Here is an 18,098-nt window from a genome sequence, read left to right as displayed (position 1 = left end):
CAGGCCGAACCTGCGGCCTTCGCGACGGGCGCGGCCACGGTTGGCGCGCCACATCCGGAAGGTCGCGCGACGCTCAGCGAGCACGCCGGCAATGTCGCAGGCATTGGCGATGCGATCGATCGGCGCCATCACGAGCTTGAGGGCGGCCCGGCCAAGACCGGTCACGAGGGCTGCGGCGTCGTCGACGAAGGTGGTGGCAATATCAACAGCGAGGGTTTGCATTTTGCAGGTCTCCGGGTTAATTTGAACAATGTTCACATGAGTAGCTTGAAAATGAACAATGTTCAAGAAGAATCGCTGCGCGACCAAAAAAAAGTTCGGCGACGGCTCCTGATCCTGGAGATCGCCCGCACCATAATTTCTTCTAAGGGTTTGAGATCATTGAAGGTTCGTGACGTCGCCGAAGCCGCCGGCTGCTCGGTCGGCAGCGTCTATAACGAGTTCGGCGACTTCGACGGGGTGATCCTGACCGTCAATCGGGAGACCGTTCAGGCGCTCACATCGCGGCTTTCGGGGGTTCCGGCCGAGGATCCGGTCGGCCAGCTCTACGGGCTTGCCGAGGCCTATCTCGAATTCTTTGCGGAGCACGCCAATTTGCTGCGTTCGCTGTTCGAGCATCGGATGGAGGACGATCGCCCCTATCCGGACGACATCCTTCAGATGGTGATGGACGCCTTCGCGCTGATGCACCCGCCGCTGGTGCGGCTGCTGCCGGAAGCGGATGACGTGAAGATCGCGCTGTTGTCGCGCACCCTGTTCTCCGCGGTGCACGGCATCATCTCACTCGGTCTCGAGGAGCGCATGGTGGCCGTGCCGCCCCAGTTGCTGCGCCAGCAGGTGGAGCAGTTCCTCGACGCGCACCTTGCGGGCCTCGGGATTCTGCCTTTGCGCCGATAGGGCGGGCGGCCTCAAGCGCGGGCCGCTTCGCGTGGCCGTGCTGCAACGAGGACGACGTCGGCCCGCACACCGTCGACCTGAACCCGATTGCGTCCCTTTTCCTTGGCGCGATAGCAGGCGGCATCCGCGCGCCGCATCGCGTCCTCGAGCGTGGTGTCGCGGTCGGTGATGCAGGTGATGCCGATGCTGGCGGTCACTGCAAAGCAGCGATCGTCCCAGGCGAAGCTGAACAGCTCGAGCGCTCGTCGCAGCCGTTCGGCGATGTCCGTTGCGTCGAACGGCGAGCACCGCGGCAGGATCAGGCCGAATTCGTCGCCGCCGAGCCGGGCCACCAGATCATGCGGTCGCCGGTCCTGTTGCAGGAGGCGCGAGACCTGGCAGAGCAGGCGGTCGCCCGCAAGATGGCCGCAGCTGTCGTTGACGTTCTTGAACTGGTCGAGGTCGAGCAGGATCAGGCCCAGCGAGCCTGCCGCGATATTGTCGAGCTCGCCTTGCAGGCGCGCCTCGAAGGCGCGGCGGTTGGCAAGGCCCGTCAGCCAGTCGTGCGACGCCTGCCAGGCCAGGCGCTCCTTCTCGGCATGCAGGGCATCCTCGAACGCCTGTCGTTGCAGCACCAATCGCCGCGTGTGCCAGATCAGCAGCAGGATCAGCGTCACGGCGGTGAGGATGTTGATGCTGGTCAGCGTCAATTTGATCGCGCGGGAGCCTTCGCCGAGGACGGTGGAGAAGCGGTTGGCATGCACCGTGAACTGGGTGTTGAGCTCAGAGAGCCGCGACGACAGGAATCGCAGGCGGCCGCTGTCCTGAACAGGGCCCTTCTCCAGCTCGGACCGGATGACCTCGCCGAACACGCTCAGCTCCAGCAGCATCGGATCGGTGGCCGCCCACTCGCGGATCGCTTCCTGGAGGAAGCTGACGCGGTTGAAATAGCGAAACAGCCAGATCAATCCCGGAACGTCATCGGGATGGTTGCCGCCTTGCAGGAAGCCGATGCGGGCGGCTTCGACGTCGACGGGATCTCGCTCGAGCGCCCAGCGTGCGAACTCGTCGCCGATCGGAACGGCGAGCGAGGCCTGGTATTGCGCGAACTGGCTCGGTTCGCCCGAATGCAAATAGCTATTGAGGAAATAGACGGCGTTCTTCTGCGAGCGCGACCACAGCGCTTCGCCCGCGACATAGGCGCGGACCGATGACATCACCTCGAGGCTGAATCCCGCAATCGCCGCCTGAAGCACGACGACCATCACGAAAGGCGAGACGAGCTTGATGACATGAAGGAAGCTGTGTCCCTTCGTCGACGCCGATGTCCTGCGAAACACCCTTAGTTCCCCAAATCGATCAACGACCCCAGCGGAGCGTTGCGCCTGCAACGTCAAGTAGAAGGGATGGTTGCTTAACTCGACCTGAAAGACGCGGGGGACTGCGCCGTAGGGTGAAGGCGTCGTGACGTGGATGCGCGCAGATCGCTTCAAATACTGAGGAAGCGGAACTGGCGCGGTATTGGCGAACCAATGCCGCGCATTCGTGGCGTGCGGTTTACCCGATCGAGAGAATTGCTAGACCAGCACCGGCTTGCGCACGCGGCCGACGTCGCCGAACACGCGCAGGTAACGCTCGATCTCCGAGGGGAGGCCGGTTGCCTTCTCCGGATTGTCGGAGAGCTTGACCGCCGGATGGCCGTCGACCGACGACACCTTGCAGACCAGCGAGATCGGATCGAGATTGAACGAGCCGTCCGGGGCGCAGCCGACGAAGTCGTTGGTGAGGTTGGTGCCCCAGCCGAAAGAGAGCCGCACGCGGCCGGTGAAGTGGTGATAGGTCTCCTCGATCGAGCCGACGTCCATCGCGTCGGAAAAGACGAGCAGCTTGTCCCTGGGGTTGCGGCCCTTCTTCTCCCACCAGGCGATGATCTCCTCGCCGGCCTGGATTGGCGGCGCGCTGTCGGGGCGGAAGCCGGTCCAGTCGGCGACCCATTCCGGCGCATCGCGCAGGAACGCTTTCGTACCGAAGGCGTCGGGAAGTGCGATCAGGAGGTTGCCGCCGTAGGTCTGACGCCACTGGTCGAGAATGCGATAGGGCGCCCAGCGCAACTCCTCGTCGTCCTTGGCGAGCCCGGCCGCGACCATCGGCAGCTCGTGCGCGTTGGTGCCGATGGCCTCGAGGTCGTTGTCCATCGCGAGCAGCACGTTGGAGGTGCCGATGAAGGAGGAGCCCAGGCCTTCCTTCACCGCCTCGACGCACCAGCGCTGCCAGAGAAAGCCGTGACGCCGGCGGGTGCCGAAGTCGGAGAGCCTCAGGTTCTCGAGCTTGCGCAGCCGCTCGACCTTGGTCCACAGCTTGGCCTTGGCGCGGGCGTAGAGCACGTCGAGTTCGAAGCGGCCGCGGCCCTTGATCGCCGCGCGCGAGCGTAGCTCGTTGAGAATCGCGAGCGCCGGAATCTCCCACATCGTGGTGTGGGTCCACGGCCCGTGGAAGTGCAATTCGTACTGCCCCTCGACCTTGCGCAGCTCGTATTCGGGCAGGCGGAATTCGGCCAGCCAGCGGATGAAATCCGCCGAGAACATATGGGTCTTGCCGTAGAAGGTGTTACCGGCGAGCCAGATCAGCTCCTTCTTGGTGAAGCGGATGGTGCGGGCGTGGTCGAGCTGGGCGCGCAGCTCGCCCTCGTCGATGATCTCGGCGAGCCGCACATGGCGCGAGCGGTTGATGACCGAGAAGGTCACCTGCTGATTCGGGTAGTCATCCCGAATCATCTGCAACATCAATAGCTTATAGAAGTCGGTATCGAGCAGGCTGCGGATGATGGGATCCAGCCGCCAGCTGTGATTGTAGGTCCGGCTCGCAATATCGGTCACTGTCATGGCCGAATTCTAGCGTGGCGGTCCGCGCGCAACCAGTGGGTTTGGCGAAGGGCGGCCTGAATTTGGGAAAGGCCTGTTGGAAGGCTGCCTCCCGTCACCGCCGGCCCGTACCGGAAGATGGCTTCGGCCTGATCCGGCAACGACGCCGAACATCCTGATATCGAGGGCGGTGCGAAGACGCGCCTATCCGCGGCCGCTGCGCGCGCAGCTGATTGCCTCCGCGAGCACGTCGCGGTCGCCGATGTGATTGGCGAGCAGCAGGATCAGCCGAGCGTTCATGCGCAGCGCTTGCTCTTCGTTCAAATCCCGCTGGCTGCCGATCAGTTCGGCATAGAATCCGTCTGGATCGGCGATATTCGGTGAGCGGTTGAGCATCATGCCGCAATCTCCTTCTGCCGTACGGCGTCTTGAGCAGTAGCGCGCAACAGCGCCGCGGAGATCTCTCCTTCGTCGAAGCCAGCCCAGCGCGCGGCGACATATTGGTCGGGCCGGAAGAGGTATGTGGTGCCAGTCGACGTGCCGTAGCGACTCGCCAGAACACCCCTGGGATCATCAATGTCACGCCCGACACGGATGACCCGTGCCTCGATTGGCCCGACCTCGATCCGCTCGTTGTCCACCGCTTGGTCGAATGTCACGACGACGAAGCCCGCGCCAAGGCAGTTGAGAAACCAGTCGGGCTTGCCGCCAATCGTCACCGGAGCGTCGCAGCGTTGGTGCCGGGCCGCATCTCGCCGTCGAGCAGGCTGTCGTCGAAGGTATTGAGGGGCGAGGTAACGTAAGGCGTCGGTGTCGACAGCCGGCCGCTGTTGACCAGTGGGCGCGCAAAGCCGTGATGCTGCGCGAGTTCGAGCACGGCGTCGCGGAAATGGCGGCTTACCTTGGTTTTTGGTGTGATGAAGTCGGTCGCTCGCGTCGAGTTCAGGATGTTGTCATCGGCGGCGTATGCGCGTTCGTCGTGATAGCTGTCGAGGAGCGCCTCCGGCGCCTCTCCACGCAATACCATAGCGAGCTTCCAGGCGAGATTGTCGATGTCCTGCACGCCGGTGTTGGCGCCGCGGGCACCGAACGGTGAGACCTGGTGTGCAGCATCGCCGGCAAACAGCACCCTGCCGTGGCGGAACTTGTCGATCCGCCGACAGGCGAACTGATAGATCGAGACCCATTCGAGCTCGAACTCCGTATCCTCACCCAGCATCGCCTTGATGCGCGGGATGACCCGCTCCGGCCGCTTCTCCTCGTCGGGATCTGCGTCCCAGCCGAGCTGGAAGTCGATGCGCCATATGTCGTCGGCCTGCCGGTGCAGGAGCACGGACTGCGCGGGATGGAACGGCGGATCGAACCAGAACCAACGCTCGGTCGGGAAATCCGCCTTCATGGCGACGTCGGCGATCAGGAAGCGGTCCTCAAAGTACTGCCCCTTGAATTCGGCGCCTACCATCTTGCGCGTATCGGAATTGGCGCCGTCGCAGGCGATCACCCACTGCGCCTCCATAGTGAAGATGCCATCGGGCGTCTCCACCGCGAGCTCGGCATGATCGGCCGCCTGCTTGAGGCTGATCAGCCGGTGCTTCCAGCGTAGATCGATGAGTGGGCTGGCGCGGCACCTGGCGACCAGGATCTCCTCCAAATGATATTGCTGGAGGTTGATCATGGCGGGCCACTCGTGGTCGCTCTCGGGCAGGAGGTCGAACTGGTAGGAAAGCTCGTCGCGAAAGAATACCTTGCCGACGTTCCAGCTCACGCCGCGTTCGACCATGGGATCGGCGCAGTCGAGCCGGTTCCAGATCTCCAGCGGGCGCTTGGCATAGCACACGGCGCGTGAGCCGATGCTGACGGTATCGTTGTCGTCGAGCAAAACAACCGGCTGGCCGCGCGCCGCGCAATCGAGGGCTGCGGTGAGCCCAACGGGACCTGCGCCGATGACGACGATCGGGTGCCGTTTGACGATGCCCTCGGCCTGTTCTTTCGAGCGCAAATAGCCGAACTTCGGATAGATGTAGTTCGTCATGTCCGGTTCCTCGCGAGTCGTGCCGAATTCAATGCGCGTCCTGAAACTCTTTCTCGTGCATCCAGGCGTTATGACGTGGCGGACGCTTGGTGCGTGACCATTCCTCGACCATCTCGTGCGCGACCGATTTCATGCGGTCGATCTGGTCCGGCGTGGCGGTCCAGGCCGCGATCTCGAGGCGGTGGCCGCTCGGATCGCGAAAGTAGATGGACTTGAAGATGGTGTGGTCGGTGACGCCGACGACGTCGAGGCCGGCAGCTTCCGCGCGCGCCCGGGCTTCCTCGAGCTCGGCGAGGTCCTTGACCTGAAAGGCGATGTGCTGGGTCCATTCCGGCGTGTTGGGATCGCGGCCCATGGGCGGCGAGTTCGGCAGCTCGAAGAAGGCGAGGATGTTGCCGTTCCCCGCATCGAGGAAAATGTGCATGTACGGATCGGGTGCCTTGGTGGAAGGCACGCGATCCTCGGCGATCGCGCCGAGAAGATCCATGTTCAAGACCTTCTTGTAGAACTCGACGGTTGCCTTGGCGTCGACGCAGCGATAGGCGACGTGATGGATCTTCTCGATTTTCATGGCGGCGTCACTCCCTTTGATGGTTGCGGAATTAGTATCAAATGTTACAATCTCCTGGGTTGATCTGGATCAATCTGCCCGGAAAACTTTTGCAGGAATGCAAGCCAGGGACTGAGCGGCATGGCGGGACGTTTGCGCGAAGCACGAAATAGGGCAGCGGGTCCGGCGCAGGATGCTGGCACCGAGCTCGATCTGCAGCAGTATTTTCCGTATCGGCTGGCGCGTCTGGCCGAACAAGTGTCGCTGGCCGTGGCCGAAGTCTATTCGGAACGCTTTGCGCTGACGCGTCAGGAATGGCGTGTGCTTGCCATTCTTGGCGCGCGGACCCAGATTGCGACCAAGGAAATCGGGCCGCTCACCACGCTCGACAAGATGCAGGTCAGCCGCGCCGTCCAGGGACTGGAGACGCGCGGCATCGTCAGCCGAAAACATGCTTCTGATGACCGTCGCGAGCTGATCGTTTCGCTGACGTCAGCAGGCCGCGCGCTTTTCCGCAAGATCGTGCCGTTCGCGCTGGAACGGGAGACGAGGCTGCTTGCCGTACTGACTTCGGAGGAGGTCGAGGTTCTCGACCGCGCGATGCGCAAGCTGTCGGCGGAATTGACCTGAAGTTCGGACGTTCCCGATTCTGCCGTTCATGCTCCTGCGGCGGTCTCTGCTACCGTCTCGAGCTGGTTCCTGATCCAGCGATGGGCCGGGTCTTTCTGGTAGCGCTGGTGCCAGACCATGAACATCGGCAGCTCGGCCAGGGTCCGAGTGCCCGAGGCCAGCGGAATTCGGGCATGTGCGAAGCCCTGCATGACACCGGACGCGAGCAGGCTCGGCATGCTCGCGAGCATCTGCGTGCCGCGCAGGAACGACGGCACGCCTGAAAAGCTCGGCACGGAGATGGCGATGTCGCGGTGGAAGCCGTTGGCCGCCAGCCGGCGGTCGAAGTCGAGCCGCTCATTGTCGGTGTAGACCACGGTGATGTGGCGCGCTGCGAGATAGGCGCTGCGACCTGCGGGCGCGGTACGTGCCTTCGGGTCAAAGTAACAGACGTAGTGGTCGCTCAGCACGCGCTTCTGCACGATGTCGACGCCGGACGGCGGCAGCGGCGTGATCATGAGATCGCACCGGTTCTCGCGTAGCATCGCGGGTGAGGGTGACTGCGAGGGGATTACCCGCAGGTGCAGGCTCTTCACCTGTTCGCTGACATGGCCGAAGAAGCGCGGCAGCAACAGGTCGCGCTGGAAATCGTTGGCGGCGATCGTCAGCGAGAGCTGGGCCTGCGCCGGCTCGAAGCTGACGCCGCCGGCAAAGCTGCGCATCTCGTCGATCAGCGCACGCGCCTTCGCCGCGAGGGCCTGGGCGTGCGCGGTGGCGACGATGCCGCGGCCGGACTTGGCGAACAGCGGATCTCCAGCGATCCGCCGCAGCTTATTCAGGCTGTGGCTGACGGCGGATTGCGTCAGGCCGAGCCGCGTTGCCGCCGCCGTCACCGAGCCTTCTTCCAGCACGGCGAGGAACAATTCGAGGGCATGGCCGTCGAGGGCCAAATGATCGATTTTTTTCATGGAATTCATTATAATCGATCTATTTATCTTGAGAATAGGTGGCGGCATTATCGTTCAATAAGCCGCGCACCCGGACCCCGGGATGCCCTAGGGAGAGACAACGCCGATGAATGCCCAGGCGACAGCCTTGCAGGATCCCCGCCTCAACCGCCCCGAGCCGCTCACGCCGCCGCTCGGCGACGGCGGCTTCTTCCAGCGCGACCGTTCCATCCATCCGCCCGCGTATGCCCCGGGCTACAAATCCTCGGTGCTGCGCTCGCCGCGCCAGGCGCTGCTGTCACTGGAGAATTCGGTCTCGGAAATCACGGGACCGGTATTCGGCCACAACGATCTCGGCCCGCTCGACAACGACCTGATCCGCAACTACGCCAAGGACGGCGATCCCGTCGGCGAGCGTATCATCGTCCACGGTCGCGTGCTGGACGAGACCGGCCGCGGCGTTCCGAACACGCTGGTCGAATTCTGGCAGGCCAATGCCGGCGGCCGCTACCGGCACAAGAAGGACACGTATCTGGCGCCGATCGATCCGAATTTCGGCGGCTGCGGCCGCGCGCTGACTGACGACACCGGCTATTATTATTTCCGCACCGTGAAGCCGGGCCCCTATCCCTGGCGCAACTTCGTCAACAGCTGGCGTCCCGCCCACATCCACTTCTCGGTGTTCGGCTCGGGCTTTGCGCAGCGGCTGATCACGCAGATGTATTTCGAGGGCGATCCCCTGATCCCGGTCTGCCCGATCCTGACGACGATTCCGGACAAGGATACGCTCGACCGCCTGGTCGCGCCGCTCGACCTCAACGCCTCGACACCGTTCGACTCGCTCGCGTACCGCTTCGACATCGTCCTGCGCGGTCAGCGTTCCACCTATTTCGAAAATCGCACCGCGGGGAACTGAGCAAATGCCGCAGCCGCTCAACTATCTCAAGGAAACCGCCTCGCAGACCGCCGGCCCCTACGTCCACATCGGCCTGATCCCAGCCATGGCCGGCTTCGATATCTTCGAGAAGAACTTTTCCAACGTGCTGGTGACGCCGAACACCCGGGGCGAACGCATCACGCTGGAAGGCAAGGTGCTTGACGGCACCGGTACGCCGCTGCGCGACGTGCTGCTGGAAATCTGGCAGGCCAATGCGGCCGGCCGCTACAACCATCCAGCCGACCGCTCGGCCGGCGCGCTGGAGCAGGAGTTTCGCGGCTGGGGCCGCGCCGGCTCCGACTTCGACAGCGGGCTCGTGACCTTCGAGACCATCAAGCCCGGCGCCATCACCGACAAGGCAGGGCGCAAATGCGCGCCGCACGTCAATGTCTGGATCGTCGCGCGCGGCATCAATATCGGTCTCAACACGCGGCTCTATTTCTCGGATGAAGAGGCTGCCAACGCCGGAGACCCCGTGCTCAACCTGATCGAACAGCCGGCCCGGCGCAAGACGTTGATCGCAACGCGAAGCGAGCGCGCCGGCAAGGTCGTGTATTCCTTCACGATCAATTTGCAGGGGCCCGAGGAGACCGTGTTCTTCGACGTCTGAGAATCGTGCGGCCTCCCGCAGGATCACTCCACCTGGTCGCCGCGATCGATCGCTACGCGCGCGAGGAATTGCGGTAACTGGCGCATCTCGCGCGATCCCGGCCGATTGGCCGGATCGCGCCCCACTTTTGGTTTCAGTTCTGCCAAATCAATGAATACGTCCGCCTGTCGGCGCAGGTCGTCGGCGACCATGGCTGGCTGAGTGGAGAGTGTGGAGACGACCGTCACGCGGACACCGCGGCGCTGCAGAGCTTCCACCAGCGAACGAAAATTCCCATCGCCCGAGAACAACACGATCTGATCGACGTGCTCGGCGAGCTCCATCGCATTTACGGCGAGGTCGACACCATGCTGCCCTTCACCTTGCGGCGGCCGGTGATGGCGTCGACGAATTCCTTCGTGAACTTGGTGACGACGGTGTATCCGTTATAGTCGAGCCAATCGATCAAGGGGCGGATCGACGAATACTCCTGATCCTCGATGAGGGTCGTGTAGTAGAAGGCCCGCAACAGCGCACCTCGGCTTTGGAATTCGCCGAGCAGACGCCTGTAGTCGATGTCGAAGCCGAGCGCCTTGGAGGTGGCATGGAGATTGGAGCCATCGATAAAGAGTGCGATCTTCTCAATCGAAGACATTATGCGTAAATCTCCAGTTGCACGCGAAAGGCGGCCGATCCCACCGCCAGGGCGCGGTGTGTCGGCCGGAAAAACAATGAAGGCACCGATGGCTTGCCGAAAAAGCAGCGCAGACGACCGGACAGGGGCGGCCGTCTTGCGCCTTGCCACCAGCGCCAGGGCGCCGAATGCAGCCAGGCTAAGGCGCGCGCATTCCCTACTCAATTGTACTGAGGTAAAGGGCCTCTATCCAAAGGATAGGGCCCGATATACGAAGGTAAGTGGCAGCGCGGGCAACAAAGGCCATTGCGGTTCCCAGCGTGGCCTTCGACCATGGGCGCGGCTGTTCGATCGGCTGATGTGTCAGCCTTCATCACCATGCAGCCGGGTGCGAAAGGCGCGCGGCGATAGCCCCGTGGCGGCGGCATAAACGCGGCTGAAATAGGCGGGGTCCTCGAAGCCGAGCGCGTAAGCGATCGTCGAGACCGGCAGGTTGGTGTAGACGAGGTTGCGCCGCGCCTCGCGGATCAGGCGGTTGAGGATCAGGTGCGAGGCGGTGTCGCCGGTCGCCGCCCGCGTCACCCGGTTGAGATGGGTCGGCGTGATCGACAGCGTGCCTGCGTAGTCCGCGACGCTCCAGCGTTCCAGATGATGCTGCTCGAGCAGCGCCTCGAAGCGGCGGAACAGGCCGGATTCGGCAGTGCCATTGCCACCGGTCTCGCTCGTGAGCGCGCGGGCCACGAGCCCGATCATGGCTGCGGACAAGGCGCGCAGCACATGTGCGCGGCCGAAATCGCGGGCGGCGTGTTCGGCGAAGATCTGCTTCATGGTGGCGCGGATCTGCGGCGTGCCGCGCACCACGCCTGATTGTGACAGGGCCCTGCGCAGGCCTTCGGCGGCGAGCAGCGCCTCGTCCAGAATCTCCGCCGCGATGGTCAGCACCCAGCCTTGGGTCTCAGGCACGAAGCGGAAGCCGTGGACGTGTCCGACGGGTACGTTGACGATCTGCATCGGCTTCAACGGCACCACGCGTCCGTCGAGCGTCGCCTCGCCGCCGCCGCGCTCGACCAGCAGGACCTGATGCAGCCGGGCATGGCGGTGCACGGCCAGGGTCCAGTCGTGAAGTACGGAGCGGGACGCGATCGTCTCACAATGCACGACGTCGGGCAGGTCGCCGGACTCGCCGAACAGATTGTAGACCCGGATCGCGGGGGCAGGGGCGGCGCTTTTCATGTTCGAATAGTACAAGACAAAGACGAAACCCTCCATCGGTTTGCGCGGCTGAATCTGCAAAAAAGTGCCGACGGGAGGACGCGAAAATGAAAGTTCAGGTCTGTATCATCGGTGGCGGGCCGTCCGGGCTGCTCTTGTCCCAGCTCCTGCATCTGAAGGGCATCGACACGGTCGTGCTGGAGAAATACAGCCGCGACCACGTGCTGGCCCGGATCCGCGCCGGCGTGCTCGAGCACGGTTTTGCGAAACTGATGCGTGAGGCGCAATGCGGCGAGCGGATGGACCGCGAAGGCGAGATCCACCGGGGGTTCGAGATCGCCCATGACGGGGTGCTCTCCCACATCGATCTGCACAAGCACTCCGGCGGCAATTCGGTGCTGGTCTACGGCCAGACCGAGCTGACGCGCGACCTCTACGAGGCGCGCGACCGCCTTGGCGGCAAGGTCGTGCACAATGCCGAGGACGTGACGCCGCATGATCTCGCGTCGGACCGCCCCTACGTGACGTACCGCTCGAACGACGAGATCGTTCGCGTCGATTGCGACTACATCGTCGGCGCCGACGGCTTCCACGGCGTCAGCCGCAAGTCGATCCCAAAGGACGTGCTGCGCGAATACGAGAAGGTCTATCCGTTTGGCTGGCTCGGGGTGCTGTCGCGCACCAAGCCGGTCTCGTCCGAGCTGATCTATGTGAAGCACGAGCGCGGCTTTGCGCTGTGTTCCCTGCGTTCACAGGTGCTGAGCCGCTACTACATCCAGGTGCCGCTCACCGACAAGGTCGAGGGCTGGTCGGACGACGCGTTCTGGGCCGAGCTGAAGCGCCGCCTGCCGGAAGAGGTCGCCGGCCGCTTGATCACGGGGCCCGCCATCGAAAAGAGCATCGCGCCATTGCGCAGCTTCGTCGCCGAACCGATGAGCTATGGCCGCCTGTTCCTCGCCGGCGATGCCGCCCACATCGTGCCGCCCACCGGCGCGCGCGGACTGAACAGCGCCGCCTCCGACATCTACTATCTCTATCATGCCATGCTCGCACATTATCAGAGCGGCGATGATTCCGGCCTTGAAGGCTATTCCGCCAAGGCGCTGGCGCGGATCTGGAAGGCGCAGCGTTTCTCCTGGTGGATGACGATGCTGCTGCATCGCTTCCCCGATCGTCTTGACTATGAGGATCGTCTTCAGCAGACGGAGCTGGAATATCTGTTCTCGTCCGAAACGGCGCAGCGCCTGCTCGCGGAGAACTATGTGGGCCTGCCGTTTTGAGCGAGATGATAGCGCAACACGCGATGCTGCCCTCCCTTCTCCCCTTGTGGGAGAAGGTGGCGCGAAGCGCCGGATGAGGGGTATGTCTCCGCGAATTCAAGTGAGAGTTGGATGCGCCGAGAGAAACCCCTCACCCGTCTCGCCGCCTTGCGGCGAGCCACCCTCTCCCGCAAGGGGAGAGGGGAAGCTAGTACCCACTTTTCTTGGAACGTGAGTCGTGATTCAAGGTCGGGATGATACCCGAAGCAAGAGAAGTCCACCTTTCGAGGAAAGATCGCAAGGTGCTTGAGGCGTGCTGTCGCTCACCGGTGACGTTGCAGCGCGATTTGAAGCGGGCGCGGATAGTTCTGTTGGCGGCGGATGGGCGCAGCACCCGGTCGATCGCCAAGGAAGTTGGGGTCCAGCCGCGGATTGTCAGCCTTTGGCGGCATCGCTATGCCGACCATGGCCTTGAAGGGCTGCAAGACAAGCCGCGGCCTGGCAAGCAGCCGATCTATACGAAGACGACCGACAAGCGGATTCTGAAGCTGCTGGATAAGCCGCCACCGCAAGGGTTTGCGCGCTGGACCGGCCCCCTGCTGGCCGAGGCGCTGGGCGATGTCGATGTCCAATATGTCTGGCGGTTCCTGCGCAGCCACAAGATTGACCTGGTGGCTCGCAAGTCCTGGTGCGAGAGCAACGACCCGAACTTTACGGCCAAAGCCGCCGATGTTGTCGGCCTCTATGTCGCGCCGCCGGCGAAGGCCATTGTGCTGTGCGTGGACGAGAAGCCCTCGATCCAGGCTTTGGAGCGAGCGCAGGGTTATCTGAAGTTGCCCAATGGCCGCGCCTTGACCGGCCAAAGCCACGATTACAAGCGGCATGGCACCACAACATTGTTTGCGGCGCTCGAAGTCGCCACCGGAAAGATCATCGCGACCCATTCAAAACGCCGGCGCCGCGTCGAGTTTCTCGATTTCATGAACAGCGTCACCGCGGCTTTTCCGAACCGCAAGCTTCACGTCATCCTCGACAACCTCAACACCCATAAAAAGAACGAGGACTGGCTCAAGGCCCACCCCAACGTGCAATTTCATTTCACGCCGACAAGTGCGTCATGGCTCAATCAGGTCGAAGTATGGTTTTCCATCTTGCAGGGGCAGTCGCTCAGCGGCACCTCCTTCACGAGCCTCAAGCAGCTTCAGGAACACATCGATGCCTACGTCAACGCATACAACGACAGAGCCGAGCCCTTCGTCTGGACCAAGAAAAAGGTCCGTCAACGCCGTTTCAAAGGCCGCCGTATCACTCAGCTCTGATTCCGGGTACTAGCGCTCTCGGCTGACGCGGCTACTTCCCTTCGAGCGTGTTTACCGGCGTCCATTCCAGCGACGGTGGATTTGCGACAAGCGCTCTCGCGCGCTTTGCAAACATTGACGATGGCGGATCGACCTTGGCTAGCCGGTCGAACGCATCAACCGCCTTCGCGAACTCCCGTGCGCGCCAGCAGGCCAGTCCTTCCGCATACAACGCCGTCACCTTCTTCTGCTCGGCACTCTCCCCGTCTCTCTCCGCCAGCGGCTCGAACACCTTGATCGCCTCGCCGCGGCCCTGCACCCTGATTGCGTCGAGCTCGCGCCAGGCGAAGGCGTCACCTGTCTGCGCCACTGTCGCCTCCGAGGCCATGATCGCGGTGCCGTAATATTTGTTCGCACCCTCGAGCCGCGAGGCGACGTTCACGGTGTCGCTCATCACGGTGTAGTTGAAGCGGCGGCGGGAGCCGATATTGCCGACCACGGCTTCGCCGCTGTTGAGCCCGATGCGGTGCGACAGGCCGTGGCCCGCGAAGGCGGCGTTGTTGGCGTTGAGGTCCGCCAGCTTTTCGTGGCACTTCAGCGCCGCGCGGACGGCATTGCGCGCGTGGGCGGGATCGTCGGCCGGCGCGCCGAACATGGCGACGATGGAATCGCCGATATATTTGTCGACATAGCCGCCATGGCCTTCGATGATGTCGGTCATGGCGGAGAGATATTCGTTCATCAGCGTGACCAGCTCGCCCGGAGTCATCGTCTCTGCGATCGAGGAGAACCCGCTGAGGTCGGAGAAGAACATGGTGACGTTGCGCATCTCGCCGCCGAGCGCCGGCATCTTGCCGGACGCGACCATGGTGTTGATGACTTCAGGCGCGAGATAAAAGGCGAAGCTCTTGCGCAGAAAACGCTCGTCGCGATCGGCCAGCATGAAGCGGTAGCCGATCATCATCGCGAGCGCGGCGAGGCTCGCGAGCGCGGGTTCCGTCAAGGGCAGCGCCAGGGCATGCACGAACGCTCCGACGGCCACGCCGGCGTAAACGGCGGTGAGGGCGAGCCAGGCGATCACAGCGCCGCCAGGCGCGAGCATGCAGGCCGCGCAGGCGATGATCGCCGCGAACGCAATCGTGAGGATGGTCCGCGCCGGAAAGCCGAGCTCGGTCACGGCATCGCGCTCGATCAGGTTTCGCACGACGGTGGCATGCACGAACACGCCGGCGATATCGCTGCGGGCCTTTTGCGCGGTGCCCGCCGGGGCGGGCAGGGCGCAGCGCGGCACGGGCGAGCCGTCATATCCGCCGGACAGCCGCATCGAGGTGAGCTTGCGGTCCTCGAAATTGAGGACGGTGCCGAGCAGGACGACCTTGCCCTCGAAGGCGCGGCGGAAGAAATCGTGGTCGCCCTTCTCGACGCAGGCACGCAGGTCGGCGAAGGAATAGGCAGGGATGTCGCGGCCCATGCCGCGGAAGTTGAGCGTCAACGTGTTGGGGATCGCGCTCGGGATCGTGTAGCCGGACAGCTGCATCGCGCCGGATGGCTCGGTTCCGGGCGTCGTGCCGAGCGCGCGCGCGGCGAGTTCGATCGCCATCGCAGGGACCGGCTTGCCGTCGATGGCAAAGCTCAGCGGCATCCGCCGGATCACGTCGTCGGGGTCGGTATGGACGTTGAGGGCGCGGATATTGTTTTTCACCGCCAGTTGCTGGGCGCGGTAGGGCCTGTCCGGATGATCGTTGCTCAGGATCTCGCCGAGCACCAGCTTGCCGCTGTCGGAAAGTTGCCGGAGTGCGATGAGGTAGTCCCGGTCAAAACCCTTCATGCGGCTGCCGAGTGGCGCGTCGCCGAAGGGAATCTCCGACTGCTCGATCGAGCTGGGAAAGATGACGTCGAAGCCGATCACCTTGGCGCCGCCCTCAGTGATGCTTCCGAGCACGCGGCCAATTTCGCGCGTCCAGGTCAGCGTCGGCGATCCCTTGAAGGGCGGAGTGTCGTAGGTCTCCCCGTCGATGGCCACGACGACGACCGGCGATGTCGCGGGATCGCGGCGGTCGCTGACCAGCTTGCCGCGCATCGCGGTGAGGATGTCGAGCGACAGGCCTTGCAGCGTCTGAAGCGGCGGAGATGTGAAGACCGCGCCCGCGAGGAGCGCAATCAGGATCGCTGCAACGATGTCCCGCCTTCCGATCCGCCGCATCGCCCCGTCGCAAGCCGCCTATTCGAGCCGCAGCAGGCGGCCGACGATCGGCGTCGGCGATGAGGTGGCGCTGGCGTCGACCTGGAAGGCATAGCGCTTGGCGCCGAGGATGGCGAGATAGCTGCCGCCGGGGGTCAGTGATTTCCCGGCTTTGGCAAAATCATAGAACTTGCCGCCGATCATGACCTCATTCTTCAGCGGCACGGTGATCGTGGGTTCCTTGCCGTCGGTGCGCTCGATCACCAGCGTGCTGCCGCTCTTGGCCTGCACCAGCGGTGCGACGCCGTAGATCGTCGGCAGCTTGGCCGGCGCGCCCTTGGCGTCCGAGCGCATGGTGCGGAAGGTGGTCGCGGCGCTCTGGTTGGCCTCCCGCTCGGACAGCTTCACCGCGTTGGTGTCGCAGGGCACCTTGTCCCGCTTGACCTCGCCAAGCTGCACGGTGCTCTGCTCGGCGCCGACCAGCACAACGCCTTCGCTGATCGTCTCGCGCAGGCAGGATTTGAGATAGCTGAGCGTGACGCTCGCCTTCGGGCCGAGCTTGATGATCTTGCCCGGCGCCACATAGTCCATGAACGCGATGCCGTCGACCTTACCCTGGACGTCCTCGACGATCGCGGCCGGGGTCTCCGCCAGGGCGGGGGTCGCCACACAGAGCGCGCCGACAACGGCGCCGATCAGGCTTCTCATGGGGATTCTCATTCAATTCTACCGATGCTCTACCGGTCCCGTCCTGGTTCGATGCTTAGCAGAGGAGCGCCCAGGCAAGTGTGACCGGAATCACTCTTGGACATTGGTGCACTCTATCAGGAACAGGTTCAAACCGGCGACCGGAGAAAACAGAGCCGCGGCAAGCTGTTGTCGGGATATGCGACCTCAGGCGGCCGGAACGGCCTGCGGCGAACGGTCTTCGGCCGTCCGGCCCTCGACGGCTCTCTCCATGACAGGGGCGAGCGTCGCCTCCGTCTTCTGAAATGGCGTCGCCTGCTGCCCGGCAGCGATCTCCATGACTTCGTTCCAGCGCGACAGAAAAGCCTCGACGCAGGCCGGGTCGAACTGCCGTCCCTGGTTCTCGACCAGGTAATTGCGCGCCGCCTCGAGCGGCATCGGCTCTTTATATGGCCGCCGCGTCGTCAGCGCGTCGGCGACCGCGACCACGCGTGCGGCCACCGGGATCTCGTCCGTCTTGAGGCCGTTCGGATAGCCTGCGCCGTCCCAGCGCTCGTGGTGGCCCGCGGCAATTTGCGCACCGAGCTGGATCAGCTCGCAACTGGAGTCCGCCAGGATCCGTTCGCCGATCGTGGCGTGGGTGCGGATCACCGCCATCTCCTCGTCGGTCAGCCGGCCGGGCTTGAGCAGGATATTGTCGGGAATGGCGACCTTGCCGACGTCGTGCAGCGGTGCGGCGAGATAAATGTCGCGGCAGAGCCGGGCCGGCAGGCCGAGCTGCTCGGCGATGATGCGGCTGTAGCGGGCGACCCGCAGGGTGTGCTCGCCGGTGTCGTTGTCGCGGTATTCGACCGCGAGCGCGAGCCGCAGGATGATCTCTTCCTCGCGCTCGCCGAGCTTGCGCGTCGCGGCCGCGACTTCGCTGGCCAGATGCGCGGCGCGATCGTTGAGCTTGCGTACGGCTGCACCAAGCTGAATCAAATTCCGTAGACGCACCGTCATCTCGACGCTCTGCGGCTGCTTGGGCAGGAAATCGGTTGCACCGGCCTGCAGCGCTTCCATCTTCACGTCATCGGTCTGCCGCGACGTGATCATCGCGATAGGGATGTCGACGCAACCGGGAAGGGTGCGGAGCGTGCGGATGAAGCTGATGCCGTCCATGTGCGGCATCTCGTAGTCGACCAGCACGAGGTCGAAGACGCGCTCCCGTGCGCAGGCCAGTGCCTGCACGGGATCGAGGAAGGTGGTGGCTTCGACCAGACCTTCGGCCTCGATGTGACGTTTCAGGAAGTTGAGGACGGAACGGCTGTCGTCAACCAGAAGCGCTTGGGTCAGCATCGGCGGCCGGGGCTCTCTTCGCTGGCAAGGGCACGAACCGACTGCATAACCCGAGCGAATTTAACGCGAAGCAAATGCGCCGTGTGT

The 18,098-nt window shown here is 63.7% G+C and carries 15 protein-coding genes and 2 pseudogenes; 6 read left to right on the top strand and 11 right to left on the bottom strand.

Going from position 1 to position 18,098, the window contains the following annotated elements; all coding sequences use genetic code 11:
- Positions 1-273 precede the first annotated feature (273 nt).
- Complete coding sequence (locus ACFLEY_RS36090) at positions 274-897, top strand: TetR/AcrR family transcriptional regulator (RefSeq protein ID WP_171901327.1); 624 nt, start codon at positions 274-276, stop codon at positions 895-897.
- A gap of 11 nt (positions 898-908) precedes the next feature.
- Here the strand turns inward: ACFLEY_RS36090 and ACFLEY_RS36085 are convergent, their stop codons facing one another.
- The 5 genes and pseudogenes from ACFLEY_RS36085 to ACFLEY_RS36065 all read right to left on the bottom strand — a co-directional run bounded on the left by ACFLEY_RS36085 (position 909) and on the right by ACFLEY_RS36065 (position 6,340).
- A complete protein-coding gene (locus ACFLEY_RS36085; protein ID WP_011085114.1) occupies positions 909-2,216 on the bottom strand; it encodes a GGDEF domain-containing protein in 1,308 nt (435 codons plus the stop codon).
- 237 nt (positions 2,217-2,453) lie between these two features.
- A complete protein-coding gene (gene pncB / locus ACFLEY_RS36080; protein WP_060910765.1) occupies positions 2,454-3,758 on the bottom strand; it encodes a nicotinate phosphoribosyltransferase in 1,305 nt (434 codons plus the stop codon).
- Between the two features lie 183 nt (positions 3,759-3,941).
- A complete protein-coding gene (locus ACFLEY_RS36075) occupies positions 3,942-4,136 on the bottom strand; it encodes a DUF2783 domain-containing protein (RefSeq protein WP_011085116.1) in 195 nt (64 codons plus the stop codon).
- Positions 4,133-5,769 (bottom strand): annotated as a pseudogene (locus tag ACFLEY_RS36070) (FAD-dependent oxidoreductase). The gene ACFLEY_RS36075 and the pseudogene ACFLEY_RS36070 overlap by 4 nt, the downstream one beginning before the upstream one ends.
- A 28-nt stretch (positions 5,770-5,797) precedes the next feature.
- Positions 5,798-6,340 (bottom strand): VOC family protein, encoded by a 543-nt coding sequence (locus ACFLEY_RS36065; RefSeq protein WP_011085118.1) that lies wholly within the window; start codon positions 6,338-6,340, stop codon positions 5,798-5,800.
- 120 nt (positions 6,341-6,460) lie between these two features.
- Between ACFLEY_RS36065 and ACFLEY_RS36060 the strand changes: the two genes are divergently transcribed.
- Positions 6,461-6,949: a MarR family winged helix-turn-helix transcriptional regulator gene (locus ACFLEY_RS36060; protein WP_011085119.1), complete on the top strand. Its 489-nt coding sequence runs from the start codon at positions 6,461-6,463 to the stop codon at positions 6,947-6,949.
- 26 nt (positions 6,950-6,975) lie between these two features.
- Here ACFLEY_RS36060 and ACFLEY_RS36055 read toward each other — a convergent pair whose 3' ends face one another.
- Positions 6,976-7,905: a LysR family transcriptional regulator gene (locus ACFLEY_RS36055; RefSeq protein WP_028174284.1), complete on the bottom strand. Its 930-nt coding sequence runs from the start codon at positions 7,903-7,905 to the stop codon at positions 6,976-6,978.
- 97 nt (positions 7,906-8,002) lie between these two features.
- Here ACFLEY_RS36055 and pcaH point away from each other — a divergent pair, with 97 nt between their 5' ends.
- Entirely contained in the window at positions 8,003-8,791 is a 789-nt protein-coding gene (pcaH, locus tag ACFLEY_RS36050; protein ID WP_211434242.1) for a protocatechuate 3,4-dioxygenase subunit beta, read from the top strand.
- A gap of 4 nt (positions 8,792-8,795) precedes the next feature.
- On the top strand, positions 8,796-9,422 hold the full coding sequence (gene pcaG, locus ACFLEY_RS36045; RefSeq protein ID WP_028174286.1) for a protocatechuate 3,4-dioxygenase subunit alpha: 627 nt from the start codon (positions 8,796-8,798) through the stop codon (positions 9,420-9,422).
- 23 nt (positions 9,423-9,445) lie between these two features.
- Here pcaG and ACFLEY_RS36040 read toward each other — a convergent pair.
- Both ACFLEY_RS36040 and ACFLEY_RS36035 read right to left on the bottom strand, forming a co-directional pair.
- A pseudogene (locus ACFLEY_RS36040) lies at positions 9,446-10,056 on the bottom strand (NYN domain-containing protein).
- A 342-nt stretch (positions 10,057-10,398) separates the two neighbouring features.
- Positions 10,399-11,304 carry a helix-turn-helix domain-containing protein gene (locus tag ACFLEY_RS36035; protein ID WP_211434243.1) on the bottom strand — a complete coding sequence of 302 codons (906 nt, stop codon included), beginning with the start codon at positions 11,302-11,304 and terminating at the stop codon, positions 10,399-10,401.
- 50 nt (positions 11,305-11,354) lie between these two features.
- On the opposite strand from ACFLEY_RS36035, the gene pobA reads away from it, so the two are divergent.
- Positions 11,355-12,527 carry a 4-hydroxybenzoate 3-monooxygenase gene (gene pobA / locus ACFLEY_RS36030; protein WP_060910766.1) on the top strand — a complete coding sequence of 391 codons (1,173 nt, stop codon included), beginning with the start codon at positions 11,355-11,357 and terminating at the stop codon, positions 12,525-12,527.
- Between the two features lie 233 nt (positions 12,528-12,760).
- Complete coding sequence (locus ACFLEY_RS36025; protein ID WP_026192128.1) at positions 12,761-13,825, top strand: IS630-like element ISRj1 family transposase; 1,065 nt, start codon at positions 12,761-12,763, stop codon at positions 13,823-13,825.
- Between the two features lie 31 nt (positions 13,826-13,856).
- On the opposite strand, the gene ACFLEY_RS36020 is transcribed toward ACFLEY_RS36025, so the two are convergent.
- The 3 genes from ACFLEY_RS36020 to ACFLEY_RS36010 all read right to left on the bottom strand — a co-directional run bounded on the left by ACFLEY_RS36020 (position 13,857) and on the right by ACFLEY_RS36010 (position 18,011).
- A complete protein-coding gene (locus ACFLEY_RS36020; RefSeq protein ID WP_060910767.1) occupies positions 13,857-16,007 on the bottom strand; it encodes a CHASE2 domain-containing protein in 2,151 nt (716 codons plus the stop codon).
- An 18-nt stretch (positions 16,008-16,025) separates the two neighbouring features.
- On the bottom strand, positions 16,026-16,694 hold the full coding sequence (locus ACFLEY_RS36015; protein WP_211434298.1) for a hypothetical protein: 669 nt from the start codon (positions 16,692-16,694) through the stop codon (positions 16,026-16,028).
- 186 nt (positions 16,695-16,880) lie between these two features.
- Complete coding sequence (locus ACFLEY_RS36010) at positions 16,881-18,011, bottom strand: HD domain-containing phosphohydrolase (protein ID WP_060910769.1); 1,131 nt, start codon at positions 18,009-18,011, stop codon at positions 16,881-16,883.
- Positions 18,012-18,098 lie beyond the last annotated feature (87 nt).

The organism is Bradyrhizobium sp. YCK136 (genome assembly GCF_044570075.1).
GTDB classification, from domain to species: Bacteria; Pseudomonadota; Alphaproteobacteria; order Rhizobiales; family Xanthobacteraceae; genus Bradyrhizobium; species Bradyrhizobium diazoefficiens.
The sequence above is the reverse complement of the archived record's forward strand: the minus strand, read 5'-3'. Positions and strand labels throughout refer to the sequence as shown.

What these genes read in the sequence shown, in the direction of transcription:
- pcaH (WP_211434242.1), top strand. Translation starts at nt 8,003, where the DNA reads ATGAATGCCCAGGCGACAGCCTTGCAGGATCCCCGCCTCAACCGCCCC.
- ACFLEY_RS36020 (WP_060910767.1), bottom strand. Translation starts at nt 16,007, where the DNA reads ATGCGGCGGATCGGAAGGCGGGACATCGTTGCAGCGATCCTGATTGCG.
- ACFLEY_RS36090 (WP_171901327.1), top strand. Translation starts at nt 274, where the DNA reads ATGAACAATGTTCAAGAAGAATCGCTGCGCGACCAAAAAAAAGTTCGG.
- ACFLEY_RS36065 (WP_011085118.1), bottom strand. Translation starts at nt 6,340, where the DNA reads ATGAAAATCGAGAAGATCCATCACGTCGCCTATCGCTGCGTCGACGCC.
- ACFLEY_RS36075 (WP_011085116.1), bottom strand. Translation starts at nt 4,136, where the DNA reads ATGATGCTCAACCGCTCACCGAATATCGCCGATCCAGACGGATTCTAT.
- ACFLEY_RS36025 (WP_026192128.1), top strand. Translation starts at nt 12,761, where the DNA reads ATGATACCCGAAGCAAGAGAAGTCCACCTTTCGAGGAAAGATCGCAAG.
- pobA (WP_060910766.1), top strand. Translation starts at nt 11,355, where the DNA reads ATGAAAGTTCAGGTCTGTATCATCGGTGGCGGGCCGTCCGGGCTGCTC.
- ACFLEY_RS36015 (WP_211434298.1), bottom strand. Translation starts at nt 16,694, where the DNA reads ATGAGAAGCCTGATCGGCGCCGTTGTCGGCGCGCTCTGTGTGGCGACC.
- pcaG (WP_028174286.1), top strand. Translation starts at nt 8,796, where the DNA reads ATGCCGCAGCCGCTCAACTATCTCAAGGAAACCGCCTCGCAGACCGCC.
- ACFLEY_RS36035 (WP_211434243.1), bottom strand. Translation starts at nt 11,304, where the DNA reads ATGGAGGGTTTCGTCTTTGTCTTGTACTATTCGAACATGAAAAGCGCC.
- ACFLEY_RS36010 (WP_060910769.1), bottom strand. Translation starts at nt 18,011, where the DNA reads ATGCTGACCCAAGCGCTTCTGGTTGACGACAGCCGTTCCGTCCTCAAC.
- pncB (WP_060910765.1), bottom strand. Translation starts at nt 3,758, where the DNA reads ATGACAGTGACCGATATTGCGAGCCGGACCTACAATCACAGCTGGCGG.
- ACFLEY_RS36060 (WP_011085119.1), top strand. Translation starts at nt 6,461, where the DNA reads ATGGCGGGACGTTTGCGCGAAGCACGAAATAGGGCAGCGGGTCCGGCG.
- ACFLEY_RS36055 (WP_028174284.1), bottom strand. Translation starts at nt 7,905, where the DNA reads ATGAATTCCATGAAAAAAATCGATCATTTGGCCCTCGACGGCCATGCC.